The sequence below is a fragment of the Pseudonocardia acidicola genome, assembly GCF_012911935.1.
In the GTDB taxonomy this organism is placed as follows: domain Bacteria; phylum Actinomycetota; class Actinomycetes; order Mycobacteriales; family Pseudonocardiaceae; genus Pseudonocardia; species Pseudonocardia acidicola.
The window spans coordinates 13,109-29,444 of sequence record NZ_JAAXLA010000002.1 but is presented as its reverse complement, the minus strand read 5'-3'; the positions used below and the strand labels follow the sequence as shown (position 1 = coordinate 29,444).

Below are 16,336 nucleotides of genomic sequence, written 5' to 3'. Positions count from 1 at the left end.
GTCCGACCCGCCAGGACCAGGCCCGTCGAGTTCCGCGAATGGGACGGTCGCCCTCGATCGGGGGAGGTGGGCGGTGCGGATCGGGGTTCGAACCATCGCGCATGCGGTCCTGGGGGCGACCGTGGTGGCCGGGGCGGTCGCCGGGTGCAGCACGAGCCCGCCGGATCAGACCCCGGCCACGCAGAGTGCGGCCGCGCAGGTACAGAAGAACTTCGTGGACGTGGTGAACACGGTGCTGCCGTCGGTGGTGGAGATCCAGAGCGCCGCCGGGAGCGGTTCCGGGACCGTCTTCGACGGCGCCGGGCACATCCTGACCAACGCGCACGTGGTGGGCCGGGAGACCCGGTTCAACGTCCGGCTGTCCACCGGGACCGTGCAACTGCCGGCCAGGCTGATCGCCTCCTACCCGCCCGACGACGTCGCCGTCATCCAGATCCAGGGCGGCCCGAACCTGCGGCCGGCCCGGTACGGACGCTCGTCCGGCCTGGCCGTCGGCGACATCGTGATGGCCATGGGCAGCCCGCTCGGCCTGACCTCCAGCGTCACCGAGGGCATCGTCTCGGCGACCGGCCGCACCGTGCCCGAGCCGCCGAGCGACAACTCGGCGGGCACCGTGCTGCGGCAGGTCATGCAGACCAGCGCGCCGATCAACCCGGGCAACAGTGGCGGGGCGCTCGTCGACCTGGCCGGCGAGGTCGTCGGCATCCCGACGCTGGCCGCGGTCGATCCCGAACTCGGCGGTACCGCGCCGGGCATCGGTTTCGCACTGCCCAGCGACATCGCCGTCGACCTGGCCAACCAGATCGTCGCAGAAGGCCGGGTCGTCAACAGCCACCGCGCGTCCCTCGGCGCCAGCGTGCAGACGGTGACCGATCCCGACGGCAAGCCGGTCGGCGCGGGCATCGTCGCCGTCCAGCCCGGCGGGCCGGCGGCCCAGGCCGGCCTGCGGCCCGGTGACGTGATCACCGCGATCGACAACCAGACAATCACGGATGCCATCACGTTGCAGACGGTGATCGCCCAGCACAACCCGGGCGACAAGGTGAACGTCACCGTGCAGCGCGACGGGGCGGCGATGACCGTCCCGGTTGTCCTCGGTGAACTGCCCGCCACCTGAACGGGGAGTCAAGGGCCCATGATCAGGGAGATCGCGCTCGACACCGTCGAGTTCGTCTGTCCCTCGGGACATCCGCGATGGAGCGAGGAGCACCACGTCGTGCACTACGAGGACGCCGACGGGGGGCAGTACGAGTTCTTCTCGCTGCAGGGCGTTCCGGTGCCGTCGCCGTACACGATCGACGGCGCCCCGCCCTGCCCCGAGTGCGGCGGCCTGGTGCTCGGCCGGATGATCGCCCGCCGGTTCCTGGAGATACCGAACGGGACCCGCACCGACGCCGGCGCAGGCCGCTACGCGCAGCAGGATCCGGTGCCGGTCGACCGCCGCGGCGGCCAGGAACCACCGCCGTACTGGCCGGGGCCGAGCTGAGCCGACGGGCTCAGAGCCTGCTCAGCGCCACCTTCGCGACGGCGACGGCGGCGTCGCGGGTCCGGGCCTCGTCGCCGGCGCCCTGCAGTGTGACGTCGAGGGTGGTCCCGCCGGCGCTGACCAGCACGCCACCGACGCCGGTGGGCAGGTCCGCGTCGCTGTAGAAGAACAGCGCGCGGTCGCCGAGGCCGGGGACCTCGGTGCCCGCGACGCCGACCGAGTTGCGGGAGGCATCCGCCTTGGCCTCGAACCGCGCGGCCGGCTCGACGCCCACGCTCAGCCCGACGCCCGCCGGGCCCGGGCCGAACGCGCACACCGTGCGCGCCGCACCGCCGGTGCCGGCCGGTCGCGCGAACTCCAGGCCGCTCGCGGCGCTGATCTGCGCCGGCGGGACCAGCGAGCACGCCTCGGGCAGCGCGCCGGTGCCGGCCGCGGCCGATCGTGCGGCCTGCCCCGCGGAGGTCGCGGCCGCGGACGGCCCACCGGAGGTGGTGGGATCCCCGCCGCTGCACGCGGCGATCAGCAGCGCAGGGGCCAGCGCGAGAGCGGCGATCCCGCGAAGCGGAAGACGGACAGATCGGGCAGACACCCCGCGGACAGTAGCGTCGCACCCGTTCGGTACCGGAAGGCGGGGTTCCGCGCGGCCGCGTCGTACCGTCGTGGTCGAGCGCGACGGCCGTCCGCGCCGCCCGACCCCACCGGAGGCGACCGTGTCCCAAGAGCCCGTCCCCGCGCAGCCCTTGCCACTGGCCGGCATGCGAGTGGTGGAGGTGTCGTCGTTCGTCGCGGCCCCGCTCGGCGGTATGACACTGGCCCAGCTCGGCGCCGAGGTGATCCGCGTCGATCCGCTCGGCGGCGCGCCCGACCACCACCGCTGGCCGCTCGCCCCGTCCGGGACGAGCCTGTACTGGGCCGGGCTGAACAAGGGCAAGAAGTCGGTGTCGGTCGACTTCCGGTCCTCCGAGGGGCAGGCGCTGGTCACCCGGCTGGTCGCCGAGTCCGGCCCGGACGGCGGGATCGTGCTGACCAACGCCGTCGGCCGCGGCTGGCTCGGCTTCGACGCGCTCGTCGCGCACCGCCCCGACCTCATCCACGTGCAGATCGAGGGTCACCACGACGGCACGCCGGCCGTCGATTACACGGTGAACGCGGCCGTCGGCTTCCCGATGGTGACCGGGCCCGAGGGCCACGCCGACCCGGTCAACCACGTGCTCCCGGCCTGGGACATCGCGTGCGGGCTCTACTCGGCGCTCGGCATCCTCGGCGCCGACCGCCAGCGCCGGGTCACCGGCCGCGGGCAGCGGATGAGCGTCGCGCTCTACGACGTCGCGCTGGCCGCGGCGGGCAACCTCGGATTCCTGGCCGAGGCGCAGGTCAACCGGGTGGTGCGCAAGCGGCTGGGCAACTACCTCTACGGCGGGTTCGCCCGGGACTTCGCCACCCGCGACGGCGGCCGGGTCATGGTCGTCGCGCTGACCAAGCGGCACTGGGCCGACCTGCTCACCGCCACCGGGCTGGTGGACGTCGTGGGCGCGCTGGAGAAGAGCCTCGGCGTCGACTTCTCCTCCGAGGACGACCGGTTCGAGTACCGCGAGGTGCTGGCCGGGCTGCTGTCGCGGTGGTTCTCCCGGACCGACCTGGCCGACGTGAAGGCCGAACTGACGGGCACCTCGCTGCTCTGGTCGACCTACAACACGTTCTCCGATCTGGTCGCGGATGCGGGCGACGGCCGGGCGGTGATCGCCGAGAACCCGATGATGCACCTCATCGACCAGCCCGGCGTGGGGCGGCACCTCGCGCCCGGGATCCCGGTTGCGCTGGACGGCACGTCGCAGGCGCCGGCCCGGGCCCCGGTGCTGGGTGAGCACACTGACGACGTGCTCGCCGGCCTCGGCCTGTCCGCCGAGGAGGTGGCGGGCCTGCACGAACGCGGTGTGGTGCGCGGTATCGACGGCTGATCGGGGCTCGTCGGGCGCGGCGGGTCACGCCGACCGGGCCGTACCCAGGCCTCGACCGGCGACCGCCGCCGCGGCCAGGAACCCCGACAGCCGTCCCGCCGCCGCCCGCGGCAGCACCGCCACCCAGGTCCGGATCCTGAATGTGGTCACGACCACACGATGGCGCGGGCGCCGACAGTTTCCGCCACGCCCGCCGGACCGCGGGATTGTCGGATGTCCGGTGACCGGGTCAGGATGGGACGGCGGACCGCGACGGAGGGGGACCGGCATGGCCGAGCACGACCTGGTGGTCCGGGCAGGCAGCGTGGTGGACGGCACCGGGGCGCCGGCGCGCACCGCCGACGTCGCCGTCCAGGGCGACCGGGTCGTCGAGGTCGGCCGGGTGAGCGGCCGGGGCAGGCGCGAGATCGACGCCGACGGTGTCGTCGTCGCGCCCGGGTTCGTCGACATCCACACCCACTATGACGGCCAGGCGACCTGGGAGTCCCGGCTGCAGCCCTCGTCCTGGCACGGCGTGACCACGGTCGTGATGGGCAACTGCGGGGTCGGGTTCGCCCCGGCCGTACCCCGGCACCGGGACCGGCTCATCGAGCTGATGGAGGGCGTCGAGGACATCCCCGGAATCGCCCTGCACGAGGGGCTCAGCTGGGAGTGGCAGACGTTCCCGGAGTACCTGACGGCGCTCGAGGGCCGCCCGCACGACGTCGACCTGGCCGCGCAGGTCCCGCACGCCGCGCTGCGGGTGCACGCGATGGGGGAGCGGGCCGCCGCGCACGCCGAGGCCACGCCCGAGGAGATCGCGTTGATGGCGCGGCTCGCGAAGGAGGCCGTGCAGGCGGGAGCGCTGGGCTTCACCACCTCGCGGACGCTGAACCACAAGAGCGTCGACGGCGAGCTGACCCCGTCCTACGACGTCGGGGCCGACGAGCTGGCCGCGATCGCCGCTGCGATCGGCGAGACCGGAACCGGCGTGCTGCAACTGGTCTCGGACTTCCCCGACCCGGCTGCGGAGTTCGGGCTGCTGCGGCGGATGGCGCGCGAGTCCGGCCGGCCGCTGTCGGTGTCACTGGTGCAGTTCCCGCTGGCACCCGAGCGGCACCGCGAGGTGCTCGGCCTGCTCGAGGCCGCGCACGCCGACGGGCTGCCGATCCGGGCGCAGGTCGCGGCCCGGCCGGTGGGGATGCTGCTGGGACTGCAGAACACGCTGCACCCGTATCTGACCAACCCGGTGTGGCGGCGGCTGGCCGACCTCGCCCCGGCCGAGCAGGCCGCCCGGATGGCCGAGCCGGGGATGCGCGCGCAGATCCTCGCCGCGCAGACCCGGGAGAAGGACCGCAACCGGCTCGGGGGCAACCTGATCCACAAGTACGAGCTGATGTACGAGCTCAGCGACCCGCCGGACTACGAGCCGCCGGCCTCGGAGTCGATCGCGGCGCGCGCCGCCCGGGCCGGGGTGTCCCCGGTCGAGTTCGCCTACGACCTGATGGTCGCCGACGGGGGCCGCGGGATGCTGTACCTGACCAGCGCGAACTACGTCGACGGCAACCTCGACGCGGTGCGCGAGATGCTCGCCCACCCGCACACCGTGCCCGGCCTGTCCGACGGCGGCGCGCACGTCGGCACGATCTGCGACGGCAGCTTCCCGACCACGCTGCTCGCGCACTGGACCCGCGACCGCGCGGGCGAGCGCCTCGGCCTGCCCTTCGTCGTGCAACGCCAGGCCCGCGACACCGCCCGCGTCGTCGGGCTGGACGATCGTGGGGTGCTCGCGCCGGGCTACCGCGCCGACCTGAACGTGATCGACATCGACGCGCTGCGGCTGCACCGGCCACAGATGCGCTTCGACCTTCCGGCCGGCGGGCGGCGGCTGGTGCAGCGGGCCACCGGGTACCGGCACACCGTCGTCGCCGGGCAGGAGACCTACCGCGACGGCGAGCCGACGGAGGCGCTGCCCGGCCGGCTGGTGCGCGGCCCGCAGCCGGCCCCGGCGTAGGGCCTCCCGCGGCGCACCGGTCCACCGTCGCGGCATCCGGAACACGACGTGTCGCGTTTGCTTGACAGAGCGATGTGACCGACGCCATATTTCTGCGCATGAACCGCACCTTCTCCGGGGTGCGGCCAGGCCGGACACGATCGTCACGATGAGGTGGTCGAGCGTGCCACTCGCGCGCCAGGAACTCTCGACGGTACGGGCCCTGCGGCCGGTCGATCACGGTACGGCGTGGACACGACACGCCCGCGGCACCGCGGCCCGGGAGAGCCCCCGCCCGTCCCGGCTGCTGCGTGCCGCCGGGCCGGTCCTCGACCGGCTCGCCGCGGAGCTCGACGGGCAGCCGGTCGTGATGCTGCTGGCCGACCCGGGGGCGCGGGTGCTGGCCCGGGTCGCCGGCCGGCCCGAGCTCGAGGCCTGGCTCGACGAGCTGCGCGTCCGGCCGGGCACCTGCCTGGACGAGGAGGAGGCCGGCACCAACGCCATCGGCCGCGCCCTCGAGGAGCGCCGGCCGGTCGTGGTCTCCGGCCGGGAGCACACCCGGCAGCGGCTGCACGGCTTCAGCTGCTGCGCGGTCCCGGTGCGCAACGCGGTCACCGGCGTGGTCCGCGGCGTCCTGGGCATCGGTTGCCGGGCCGACGAACCCAGCGGGCTGCTGCGCCCGCTGGTCTCCGAGGCGGTCCGGCGCATCGAGTCCCGGCTGTCCACCGGCACCGCACACCACGAACGGCTGCTGCTGGAGCGCTTCCTGCAGGCCACCCGGCGCTCACCGGTCGCGGTCGTCTCGCTGAACCGCGATGTGCTGATGAGCAACACGATGGCCGCGACCCTGGTCGGCCCGTCGGATCAGGCGCTGCTGTGGGAGTGGGCCTCCGGACGGCTCGTCGGCCGGACCGAGTACACCGGCGAGCTGCGGCTCTCCGGCGGCGTGGTCGTCCGCGCCCGGTGCAGTCGGGTGGGCGGCGACGAGCAGACCGGCATCCTCATCGAGATGCGCCCCGCGGCGGGCGGGCTGGTCGCCGCGGTCCGCAGCACCGACGACGCCGGCGGCGGCACCGTCGGGCTGCCCGGGCGCAGCGGCGCGGCCGACCGGATCCGCCGGGAGGTCGCCACGGCCGCCGGCGCGCGGCTGCCGGTGCTGCTGACCGGCGCACCGGGTGTCGGCAAGCTGTTCGTGGCCCGGCACCTGCACGAACGGACCCGTGCCGGGCAGCGGTTCAGCGTGCTGCCGCCCGGTGACGGGGCCGGGTGGGCGGCCCGGTTCGCCGAGGCGCTGCGCACCTGCGGCACAGTGGTGCTGCGGCACGCCGACGAGTTGCCCGACGAGTTGCTCACCGACGTGGTCGACGCCGTCGAACGGCTGGGGCAGGATCCCGGCGCGCACCCGGTGACGCTGGTCGCGACCGTCCGCGCCGGGGGCGCCGACCGGCCGGCGACCGACCGGCTCCGTGCCTGGTTCCCGGTGCGACTGCACCTGCCGCCGCTGCGCCGTCGCGCCGACGACGTCCCGGACATCGCCGCGGTGATCATCCGCGAGCACGCCCGGTATCCGTCGCCGCCGCGGCTGCGCTCGGCCACGGTGCAGAACCTGATGCGCCAGGAATGGCCGGGCAACGTCCGCGAGCTGCGCGCGGTGCTCACCGGGGCGCTGATGCGGTCGATGGGATCGGACATCGGGATCGAGCACCTGCCGCCGGAGTACCGGGAGGCGCCGATCGCGGCCCGGTTGACCCCGATGCAGCGCGCCGAGCGGGAGGCCTTGCTCGATGCCCTCGACGACAGCGACGGCAACAAGCAGGCCGCGGCCGAGCGGCTCGGGATCGCCCGCTCCACGCTCTACCGCAAGCTGCGCATCCTCGGCATCGACGGCCGCTGCCTCAGCGGCTGACCCACCCGCGCACCTGCGCGCCCGTTCGTGGCACAAGGTGCCGGAGCGTGTGTCCCAGAACGCGGCATCACGAACGGGCGGCGACTGGCTAGCGTCGACACCGGTGCCGTGACGACGAGGAGGTCGGCAGTGGGCGACGCGGGTGATCTGCAGTTCCTGCGCTGGGCGGGTGACGGCCCGGTCGGCACGGTGTGGCTGAACCGGCCGCCGGTCAACGCGGTGACGCAGCAGATGTACGCGGAGATCCGGCAGTTCTTCACGCACCTGTCCGACTACCTGCCCGACGCGCGGGCGATCGTGCTCACCGGCGAGGGCAGGCATTTCTGCGGCGGCAACGACCTCACCGAGTTCCAGACCATGGACCCCGGCAACGCCGGGGAGCGGATGCGCCACGTCCGGGAGGCTTTCTGGGCGATCTACGACGCGCCGGTGCCGGTGATCGCCGCGGTGCACGGGGTCGCGGTCGGCACCGGGCTCGCCATCGCGGCGTCGTGCGACCTGGTGGTCGCCGCCGAGGGTGCGAAGCTCGGGCTGCCGGAGGTGAACGTGGGCGTCATGGGCGGGGCGAAGCACCTGTCCCGCCTGGTCCCGCAGGCCCTGGTGCGCTACCTGCACTACACCGGCGACCCGCTGCCCGCCGAGGAATTCGCCCGCTACGGCGGCGTGCTCACCGTGGTTGCACCCGAGAGGCTGCTCGACGAGGCCTACGCCGTCGCCGCGAAGATCGTGCGGCACAGCCCGGTGACGCTGCGGTTCGCCAAACAGTCGCTCAACGCCATCGAGTACATGGATCTGAAGGGCGGCTACGAGTACGAGCAGGGCCTGTCCGGGGAGCTGTCGGCCTACGCCGACGCCAAGGAGGCGGTGAACGCGTTCTTCGAGCGGCGCCCGCCGCAGTACACGGGGCGCTGAGATGAGCGAGATCGAGCAGTTCCGGTCCCGAGCGCGCAAGTGGCTCGCCGAGGCCGGCATCCCCGGCGTCCCGCTGGATCTCGAGGAGCGGTTCGCGGTGTTGCGCGACTGGCAGCGCACGCTGTTCGACGCCGGGTGGATGGGCCTGTCCTGGCCGTGCGAGGCCGGCGGGCAGGGGCTGAGCCCGCGTCACCAGTTCGTGTTCGCCGAGGAGTTGGCCCGGGCGCACGCGCCGGCGCCGATCGGGTTGATCGGGCTCGACGTCGTCGGGCCGTCGATCAACGCGTTCGGCACCCCCGAGCAGCGTGCCCGCTTTCTGCCGCCGCTGTTGTCCGGCGAGGAGATCTGGTGCCAGGGCTTCTCCGAGCCCGGGTCCGGGTCCGACCTCGCGTCGCTGCGCACCCGCGCGGTGCGCGACGGCGAGGACTACGTGGTCGACGGGCAGAAGGTGTGGACGAGCTGGGGTGCCTACGCCGACTGGTGCGCGTTGCTGTGCCGCACCGATCCGGCGGCGGCCCCCAAGCACGCCGGCATCTCCTACCTGCTCGTCGACATGACCTCGCCGGGGATCACCGTGCGCCCCATCGTGCAGATGACCGGCGACCCCGAGTTCTGCGAGGTGTTCTTCGACGGCGTGCGGGTGCCGGCGGCGAACCTGCTGGGGGAGGAGAACGGCGGCTGGCGGATCGCGCTGGACACGCTGTCCCGCGAGCGCGGCAACTACACGATGCGCCGCCGGGTGGAGATCGAATGGATGTTGGCCGACGCCGTCGCGCAGCTGCGCGCGATCCCGGAGTCCCGCCGCGCCGACCCGCGGGTGGCCGAAGAGATCGGGAAGGCGGATCTGGCGCTGCGGGTGCTGGAGGCGCAGACCCGCCGCACCCTCGACCGGTTGACCGCGGACACCGGCGCGGACCCGCTCGACTCGATCGACAAGCTCGTGCTCAACGACACCGAGCAGGCCGTGTGTGCGGCCATCGCCGAGCTGCTCGGCCCGTTCCGGGTGGCCCCGGGCACCAGCCCGCTGGGCCTGGACGCCGGGCGCTGGGTGCATGACCACTACTACTCCCGGGCCGCGTCGATCTACGGCGGGACGGCCCAGATCCAGCGCAACATCGTCGCCGAGCGACTGCTCGGGCTGCCCAGAGGGTGATCATGGACGCTGTCGACGACCTGGTGACACCGATCCGTGAATTTCTGGATCGCCGACTGCCCCCCGAGCGGCACCGCGAAGCGCTGGCCGGGCGGGACCCGGGCTTGCTCACCGAACTCCGCGAGCTCGGCTGGGCCGACCTGTCGCGGCCCGAGGCCGACGGCGGCCTGGGGGTGCCGCTCGCGCAGCTGCGCGGCCTGGCCGAGCTGGTGGGGGAACGGCTGGTGCCCGGCCCGCTGGTCGAGCAGCTCGTATTGCCCGCGTGCCTTGGGCTCGTGCGCGGAAATGGTCGCCGGAACGGCGATTTCCGCGCACAAGCGCTAGCCGATCCCGGGGTGACGCTGGGCTGGCGCGGTGAGATCGGCGGTTTCTCGCTGACGGGCGACCGGCTCACCGGGACCCTCGAACTGGTCCGGCACGCCGCGCAGGCCGAGGCGCTGGTGCTGGTCGCCGAGGGCCCCGGCGGCCCCGTGCTCGTCGCCCTGCCCGCGGGCGACCCCGCCCTGACGATCACCTCGCTGCGCAGCGACGATCCGGCCGCGCACTACGCCCGGGTCACCGTCGCCGACCGGGCCGTCGCTCCCGGCGAGGTGCTGGCCACCGGCGCCGGGGCCGCCGCGCTGCTGGTGCGGATCCGGGCCTGGCTGCGGCTGTTCACCGCATGCGAGCTGGCCGGCGTCGCGCGCCGGGTGCTCGCCGACTCGGTGGCCTACGCCGGACAGCGCGAGCAGTTCGGCCGCCCGATCGGCGCGTTCCAGGCCGTCAAGCATCTGCTGGCCGGGATGGCACAGGCGTCGCTGTCGCTGGATGCGCTGTGCGCCGCCGCGGCCGACGATGCCGCCGAGGCCGAGGCGCGAGGTGACCTGGCTGCGCTGGAGGCACACGGCTGGGCGGCCAAGGCGTTCGCCGCGCGCAGCGCCCGCGCCGTCGCCGAGGACGGGCTGCAGGTGCACGGCGGCATCGGCTTCACCACCGAGTACGACCTGCACCACTATCTGCGCCGGGCGCTGGCGCTGCGCAGCTGGTACGGCGACGAGCGCGAGCTGACCCCGCTGCTCGGCGCCCGCCGCCTGGGCCGGTCGGCATGATCGCCCCGACCCGGCTCGGCCCGGACATCGTCGTCGCCGCCACCGGTCCCCACGGCTGGCGCGACCACCTGATCGACACCGACCTCGCCGAGCGGGCCCGCACCCAGCCCGGCCGGCTCGCCGTCGTCGACCGGCACCGGACGCTGACCTACGGCGAGCTCGACGCGCTGGTCGACGCGACCGCGCGGGCGCTGCGGGCCCGCGGCATCGGCCCCGGCGACGTGGTGGCCTGGCAGCTGCCCAACTGGGTCGAGGGGTTCGCGGTGCACCACGGCGCGTTGCGGCTCGGCGCGGTCAGCAACCCGATCATCCCGATCTACCGGCACCGCGAGGTCGGCTTCATCCTGCGTCAGTCCCGGGCCCGGATCGTCGTGGTGCCCGGGGTGTTCCGCGGCTTCGACCACCCGGTGATGATCGCCGAGCTACGCGGGGAGCTTCCGGATCTGCGCGACGTCGTCGTGGTCGCCGGGCAGGCCGGAGCCGGTGAGCTGCGATTCGACGAGTTCGTCGCGGCCGCGCCACCCGACCCGTTGCCGGCGGTTGCGCGCGACGCGAACGACGTGGTGCTGCTGCTCTACACCTCCGGCACCACCGCGGACCCCAAGGGCGCGCTGCACACGCACAACACCCTCGACTACGAGAACCGCAGCATCGTCGAGCTGTTCGGGCTCACCGGCGACGATGTGGTGTTCATGCCGTCGCCGGTCACCCACATCACCGGGGTGCTCTACGGGCTGCACCTGCCGTTCCTGCTCGGCTCGGCGGTCGTGCTGCAGGACGTGTGGGAACCCGGCCGCGCGCTGGATCTGCTGGAACGCCATCGCTGCAGCTTCGTCGTCGGCGCGACCCCGTTCCTGCACGGGATCACCCACCATCCCGACCGGGCGGCGCACGATCTGAGCGCGCTGCGGGTGTTCGGCTGCGGCGGCGCCGACGTGCCCCCGGAACTGATCCGCCGCGCGGGGCGCGAACTGGACTGCCTGGCCACCCGGATCTACGGCTCGACGGAGTTCCCGACGCTGTCCAGCGGGAACGCGGATGACCCGCTGGAGGCCCGCGCCACCACCGACGGCCGGCTGATCGGGGCGGCGCAGGCGCAGGTCGTCGACGAGCAGGGCGCGCCGGTTCCGCCGGGTACGGGCGGTGAACTGCTGGTCCGCGGGCCGGACCTGTTCGTCGGCTATCTGGATCCGGCGCTCAACGATGAGGCGTTCGACGCCGAGGGCTGGTTCCACACCGGTGACCTGGCCGTTCTCGACGCCGAGGGCTACGTGACGATCACCGGGCGGCGCAAGGACATCATCGTGCGCGGCGGGGAGAACATCTCCGCCAAGGAGATCGAGGACCTGCTGTTCACCCATCCCGCGGTCGCCGACGTCGCGGTGGTGGGCATGCCGGACCCGGTGATGGTGGAGCGGATCTGTGCCTACGTCGTGCCGGGCGACGGCGCGGTGACCCTCGCCGACCTCGTGGGGTTCCTGCGCGGGCACCGGATCGCCAACCAGAAGCTGCCCGAGCGGCTGGAGATCGTCGACGCGCTGCCGCGCACGGCCAGCGGCAAGATCCAGAAGTTCAAGCTGCGCGAGGACATCCGGGCCCGCCTCGCCGCGACCTGACCGCGGGCTCAACCCCGCCAGACGACCGGGCGCGACGCCAGGTCCCGGTACTTCTTGTGCCAGTAGGCCCGGGTCTCGTCCATGTGCTCGCGCATGGCCTGCTCGGCGGCGGCGCCGTCCCGCGCGCGCAACGCGGTGACGATCGTGGCGTGCATCCGGGCCGCCGCGAGGTAGCGCCGCGGCGAGTACGTGACCCCGCCCGATACGCCGTCAGCCACGCTGGCCAGCGAGTCGAGGAACACCTCGAGCACCACGCTGTGGGCGGCCCGGCACAGCGTCGAGTGGAACGTGCGGTTCTGCTCGTGGAAGACCTCGGGATCCTCCGGGGAGGCCTCGATCAGCCGCACCGTCTCGTCCAGCACCTCGATCTCGGCGTCGGAGATCCGCTCGGCGGCCAACCGGGCGATCATCGGCTCCAGCGCGCGGCGGGCCTCCATGACGTCGTCGAGGGAGGCGTCCTCGAACTGGAGGATGAGCGAGAGCGCCTCGCCCAGGTCGCAGGGCCGCGGTCGCCGCACGACGGGGCCGCCGCCGGGCCCCGGCCGGATCGTGATGACGTTGCGGGTCTCCAGCAGGCGCAGCGCCTCCCGGATCGTCGCCCGGCCGACCGCGAAGCTCTCGATCATCTCCCGCTCGGTGGGCAGCACGCTGCCCGGCGCGAGGCCGGCCTCGACGATGTGCGTGGCCAGTTCCCGGGCGATCACCTCGGACATCTTCGGGTTACGCCGGCGGCCGTTCGTGGCGGCGTTCGTCACGGTGGGTGCACCTCCCTGCTCCATCCGGACCGGCGTCGGGCTCTGCCGGAATCATATCCGGGTATCCCGCACTCCGACCCCCGTCGAGCCTGACGCGACACCATTCTCAGCGCGCCCCAGTGGCCGAATATCGGACGGTCGGACGGGCCTGCTCCCACTAACGTTCGCCGTGCACCACAACGCCCGGCCACGCCTCCGTGGCATTCCGGGCCCGCCGATCACGAGAACGTGATCGGCCAATGCAGCACGACATCAACATGCCGACGCTCGGGCGAGGAGTTCAGCGGTGAAGTTCATCTTTTTCATGCTGCCGGCGCTACCGGCTTCGGAAAGGGAGCGCGAAGCACTGCGGCCGATCGGTCACAAAACCGAGAAATGGCAGCAGATGCTGACCGAGGTCCGGGAACTGTCCAAGATGGCCGACGACTACGGCTTCGAGGCCATCTGCTTCCCGGAGCACCACCTGCACACCGAGGGCATGGAGCAAGGGGGCCCGTCCTCTCTGTACCTGGACGTCGCCCACCACACCAAGAACATCAAGGTCGGCCCGGTCGGCTACGTGCTGCCCAGCCACAACCCGGTCAAGCTGGCCATCGACACGGCGTGGCTGGACCAGATGACCCAGGGTCGGACGGTCGTCGGCATGGCGCGCGGGTACCAGGAGCGCTGGTTCAACGCCTTGACCCAGCTGCTCCCGGTCCAGACGGCGACCAGCGACGCGAGCGAGCGCGACAAGCTGAACCGCGAGCTGTTCGAAGAGTGCTACCGGATCCTCAAGATGGCGTGGAAGGAGGAGGCGTTCAGCTACGACGGGAAGTTCTACAAGTTCCCCTACCCGTACCCGGCCTCTCCATGGCCCGCCGGTGACTACACCCGGCGGTTCGGTGCCGACGGCGAAATGGGTGACGACGGCCTGCTGCACAAGATCTCCGTCGTTCCGAAGCCGTACCAGAAGCCGCACCCGAAGATGTTCCAGGCGTTCTCGATGAGTGAGAACACCATTCGGTGGACAGCCCGCGAGGGGATCACCCCGATCATCCTGACCTCCATTCCCGAGGATTACCACAAGATGGTCGAGGCTTACCAGGACGAGGCGAAGCAGCACCTCGGCCTCGACCTGGCGCTCGGTGAGAACACCGGCGTGCTGCGGTCGGTCCACTTCGGCCGCAACAAGGACGAGGCGATGCGCCAGGCGCGGCGCGGGGTGTCGGGCGTGGGCTGGAGGGAGTTCTGGGGCCACCACGGTTTCTACGAGGTGTTCCGCAAGGCAGGCGAGACCGGCCCCGTCCCGCAGACGGTCGAGCGGATGGAGGAGTCGCACTACCTCTACGCCGGCGACGTGGGCGCGGTGAAGGAGAAGATGCACGAGCTGTGGGAGAACGGCAGCCCGGAGTACTTCGTCTGGTGGGCCGACCAGGGCTTCCTGCCCTTCAATGAGGTCAGGCGGAACCTGCAGCTGTTCGGCGAGAAGATCATGCCGGAGTTTCCCGGGTAGGCCCGGCCCGGGATGACGGGTGGCCGAGCCGGTGCCGCCGGCCCGGCCACCCCGACCGCGCGTCCGGCAACTCATGGTCGTGTCTGAATATGGGACGTGCCGGTGTGCGCTCCGCCACTAGCGTTCGCCGACGGGAAGATCCGCTTCTCACCGGTGGCCGCCCCGGCCCATCGGACGAACGCCAGTACGACGCCACCCGGGACGACCCGCCCCGTCGGTCCACAGTGGATCACGCTGGGCCGACATCCGTCGTCCTCCGGGTCGTCGCCCACGGGAGAGGACGCCTCACGATGACAACCGGCACAGCCACGAAGCTGTGGGCACTCGACGGCGCGAAGTTCACTCTGGACCGCGGCCTGCTGGTCGTCGGCGGCACCGGCAACATCTACATCCCGGTCCCGACCTACGTCATCCAGCACCCCCGCGGGCTGGTGCTGGTCGACACCGGCATCGCCCCGGAGGCCGTCGACGACCCGGAAGGCACCTACGGCGAACTCGCCACCCACCTCGGCCTGGAGTACACCTCCGACCTGCGGGTGGACAAGCAGCTGGAGGCCGTCGGCTTCAAGGCCGACGACATCACCCACGTGATCATCACGCACTCGCACTTCGACCACACCGGCGCGATCAAGCTCTTCCCGAACGCCCGGTTCTACATCGGGGCGCCGGACCTGGCCTACGCCTACTGGCCGATGCCCGCGGCGTCGGTGTTCTTCCGCACCGCCGACATCGAGCCTGCCCGCGGCTTCAACTGGAACCCGCTCACCGGCGACCACGACCTGTTCGGCGACGGCAGCATCCAGATCCTCAGCCTGCCCGGGCACACCCCCGGCAACAGCAGCGTGCTCGTCCGGCTGCCGAACCAGAACATCATGCTCACCGGCGACACCGTGCACGTGCCGGAGGCGCTGTCCGACGACCTGCCGATGCCGTCGGACTACAGCACGCTCGACGCCGTGCACTCGATCCGCAGGCTCAAGCAGATCGCGCACGCCAACGACGCCACGATCATCATTCAGCACGACCCCGATGACTGGGCGAAGCTGAAGGCCCTCGGCGAGGCCATCGACTGATGGGTGTCCTCGTCGACTACCGCTGCCGCGGCTGCGGGGCGCGCACCGAGCACTGGGTCGCGCGTCCCGTGCCGGCCGAGGCCGCGTGCGGCCGGTGCGGGGCACCGGCCCGCCGGCAGTTCGGCGGGGCGCTGCTCACCGGTGCGCCGGAGCCCAGGCCCGTCGAGCCGCGGACCGGCAGTGGCGGGGCGTGCGGGCACGCGCCGGGCATCCCGGGAACCTGCACGCTGACCCCGACAGCCGCCCGGATGCTCACCGCGCGGGCGCGCGGCGACAACCGGGCGCTCGAGCGGGAGATCGCCTACCAGGAGAAGGCGATCAAGGCCGGGACCCTGGACCCCAACGCGTCGGTGGTCACCACGTTCGCCGGCGGGCCCGTCGCATCGACCCCGGCTCCCGCGCCCGCGCAGGCCCCGAGCTCGCTCGCCGTCTCGCCCCAGGTTGTTCGAGAGAAGGAGATCGGATGTCGTTCTATGCCGTCATCTGGCGCTACACCGACGACACCTCGGTGATCGACGGAGCCCGTGCGGGGCACGGCGCCTACCTCAAGGAACTCGTCGGTCAGGGCAAGCTGAAGGAGGCCGGTCCCTTCGTGGACGGCACCGGCGGCGTGCTGGTGGTCGAGGCCGCGGGCCAGGACGAGCTGAAGACCCTGCTGGACGGCGACCCCTACGTCTCCGAGGGCGTGGTGGTGGACCAGCAGGTCGTCGAGTGGAAGCCGGTGATCGGCCCCTTCGCCGGGTAGCGGCTGCGCCGCCTGTGCGCGGTACGTGGTGCTCCAGCGCCATGTGCCGCGCACGAGCGGTGGCAGCCGCCAACTCGCGCAGCGCGAACTTCTGGATCTTGCCGGTGAGGGTCCGGGGGAGCGTGTCGACCAGCTCGAGGCATGGCCACGATCGCCGGCTCGGCCACGTCGGGGTGA

16 protein-coding genes are annotated in these 16,336 nt (G+C 72.7%); 13 read left to right on the top strand and 3 right to left on the bottom strand.

The genetic code is table 11. The features are described 5' to 3' along the window. The first annotated feature begins 73 nt into the window (after nucleotides 1-73). Nucleotides 74-1,117 (top strand): S1C family serine protease, encoded by a 1,044-nt coding sequence (locus HF526_RS01205; RefSeq protein ID WP_338051208.1) that lies wholly within the window; start codon nucleotides 74-76, stop codon nucleotides 1,115-1,117. Between the two features lie 18 nt (nucleotides 1,118-1,135). After that, nucleotides 1,136-1,486: a hypothetical protein gene (locus HF526_RS01200; RefSeq protein WP_169379325.1), complete on the top strand. Its 351-nt coding sequence runs from the start codon at nucleotides 1,136-1,138 to the stop codon at nucleotides 1,484-1,486. Between the two features lie 10 nt (nucleotides 1,487-1,496). Here HF526_RS01200 and HF526_RS01195 read toward each other — a convergent pair whose 3' ends face one another. Beyond that, a complete protein-coding gene (locus HF526_RS01195; protein ID WP_169379324.1) occupies nucleotides 1,497-2,075 on the bottom strand; it encodes a DUF3558 family protein in 579 nt (192 codons plus the stop codon). 166 nt (nucleotides 2,076-2,241) lie between these two features. On the opposite strand from HF526_RS01195, the gene HF526_RS01190 reads away from it, so the two are divergent. Next, nucleotides 2,242-3,444: a CoA transferase gene (locus tag HF526_RS01190; protein ID WP_169379323.1), complete on the top strand. Its 1,203-nt coding sequence runs from the start codon at nucleotides 2,242-2,244 to the stop codon at nucleotides 3,442-3,444. A 24-nt stretch (nucleotides 3,445-3,468) separates the two neighbouring features. Here HF526_RS01190 and HF526_RS36080 read toward each other — a convergent pair whose 3' ends face one another. Then, nucleotides 3,469-3,594: a hypothetical protein gene (locus HF526_RS36080; RefSeq protein ID WP_275403844.1), complete on the bottom strand. Its 126-nt coding sequence runs from the start codon at nucleotides 3,592-3,594 to the stop codon at nucleotides 3,469-3,471. A 118-nt stretch (nucleotides 3,595-3,712) separates the two neighbouring features. On the opposite strand from HF526_RS36080, the gene HF526_RS01185 reads away from it, so the two are divergent. The 6 genes from HF526_RS01185 to HF526_RS01160 all read left to right on the top strand — a co-directional run bounded on the left by HF526_RS01185 (nucleotide 3,713) and on the right by HF526_RS01160 (nucleotide 12,091). Continuing rightward, nucleotides 3,713-5,437 (top strand): N-acyl-D-amino-acid deacylase family protein, encoded by a 1,725-nt coding sequence (locus tag HF526_RS01185; RefSeq protein WP_169379322.1) that lies wholly within the window; start codon nucleotides 3,713-3,715, stop codon nucleotides 5,435-5,437. A gap of 148 nt (nucleotides 5,438-5,585) precedes the next feature. After that, a complete protein-coding gene (locus HF526_RS01180) occupies nucleotides 5,586-7,322 on the top strand; it encodes a sigma-54-dependent Fis family transcriptional regulator (RefSeq protein WP_169379321.1) in 1,737 nt (578 codons plus the stop codon). Nucleotides 7,323-7,451: 129 nt separating this feature from the next. Further along, nucleotides 7,452-8,234, top strand: coding sequence for an enoyl-CoA hydratase-related protein (locus tag HF526_RS01175; RefSeq protein ID WP_169379320.1), 783 nt, complete (start codon nucleotides 7,452-7,454; stop codon nucleotides 8,232-8,234). 1 nt (nucleotide 8,235) lies between these two features. Beyond that, the gene (locus tag HF526_RS01170; RefSeq protein ID WP_169379319.1) at nucleotides 8,236-9,387 is read left to right on the top strand and encodes an acyl-CoA dehydrogenase family protein; all 1,152 of its coding nucleotides are present in this window, start codon (nucleotides 8,236-8,238) and stop codon (nucleotides 9,385-9,387) included. Nucleotides 9,388-9,389: 2 nt separating this feature from the next. Further along, nucleotides 9,390-10,475, top strand: coding sequence for an acyl-CoA dehydrogenase family protein (locus HF526_RS01165; protein ID WP_169379318.1), 1,086 nt, complete (start codon nucleotides 9,390-9,392; stop codon nucleotides 10,473-10,475). Further along, complete coding sequence (locus tag HF526_RS01160; RefSeq protein WP_169379317.1) at nucleotides 10,472-12,091, top strand: AMP-binding protein; 1,620 nt, start codon at nucleotides 10,472-10,474, stop codon at nucleotides 12,089-12,091. Before HF526_RS01165 ends, HF526_RS01160 begins: the two co-directional genes overlap by 4 nt. 8 nt (nucleotides 12,092-12,099) lie before the next feature. Here the strand turns inward: HF526_RS01160 and HF526_RS01155 are convergent, their stop codons facing one another. Further along, the gene (locus HF526_RS01155) at nucleotides 12,100-12,846 is read right to left on the bottom strand and encodes an FCD domain-containing protein (RefSeq protein WP_169379316.1); all 747 of its coding nucleotides are present in this window, start codon (nucleotides 12,844-12,846) and stop codon (nucleotides 12,100-12,102) included. A gap of 286 nt (nucleotides 12,847-13,132) precedes the next feature. Here HF526_RS01155 and HF526_RS01150 point away from each other — a divergent pair, with 286 nt between their 5' ends. From HF526_RS01150 to HF526_RS01135, 4 genes are all read left to right on the top strand, one after another. Next, nucleotides 13,133-14,341, top strand: a complete 1,209-nt coding sequence (locus HF526_RS01150) for an LLM class flavin-dependent oxidoreductase (protein ID WP_169379315.1) — start codon at nucleotides 13,133-13,135, stop codon at nucleotides 14,339-14,341. 290 nt (nucleotides 14,342-14,631) lie between these two features. Beyond that, nucleotides 14,632-15,414 carry an N-acyl homoserine lactonase family protein gene (locus tag HF526_RS01145; protein WP_169379314.1) on the top strand — a complete coding sequence of 261 codons (783 nt, stop codon included), beginning with the start codon at nucleotides 14,632-14,634 and terminating at the stop codon, nucleotides 15,412-15,414. Beyond that, on the top strand, nucleotides 15,414-15,926 hold the full coding sequence (locus HF526_RS01140) for a zinc ribbon domain-containing protein (RefSeq protein ID WP_169379313.1): 513 nt from the start codon (nucleotides 15,414-15,416) through the stop codon (nucleotides 15,924-15,926). The genes HF526_RS01145 and HF526_RS01140 overlap by 1 nt, the downstream gene beginning before the upstream one ends. Beyond that, complete coding sequence (locus HF526_RS01135; protein ID WP_169379312.1) at nucleotides 15,878-16,159, top strand: YciI family protein; 282 nt, start codon at nucleotides 15,878-15,880, stop codon at nucleotides 16,157-16,159. Before HF526_RS01140 ends, HF526_RS01135 begins: the two co-directional genes overlap by 49 nt. The last annotated feature ends 177 nt before the right edge of the window (nucleotides 16,160-16,336 follow it).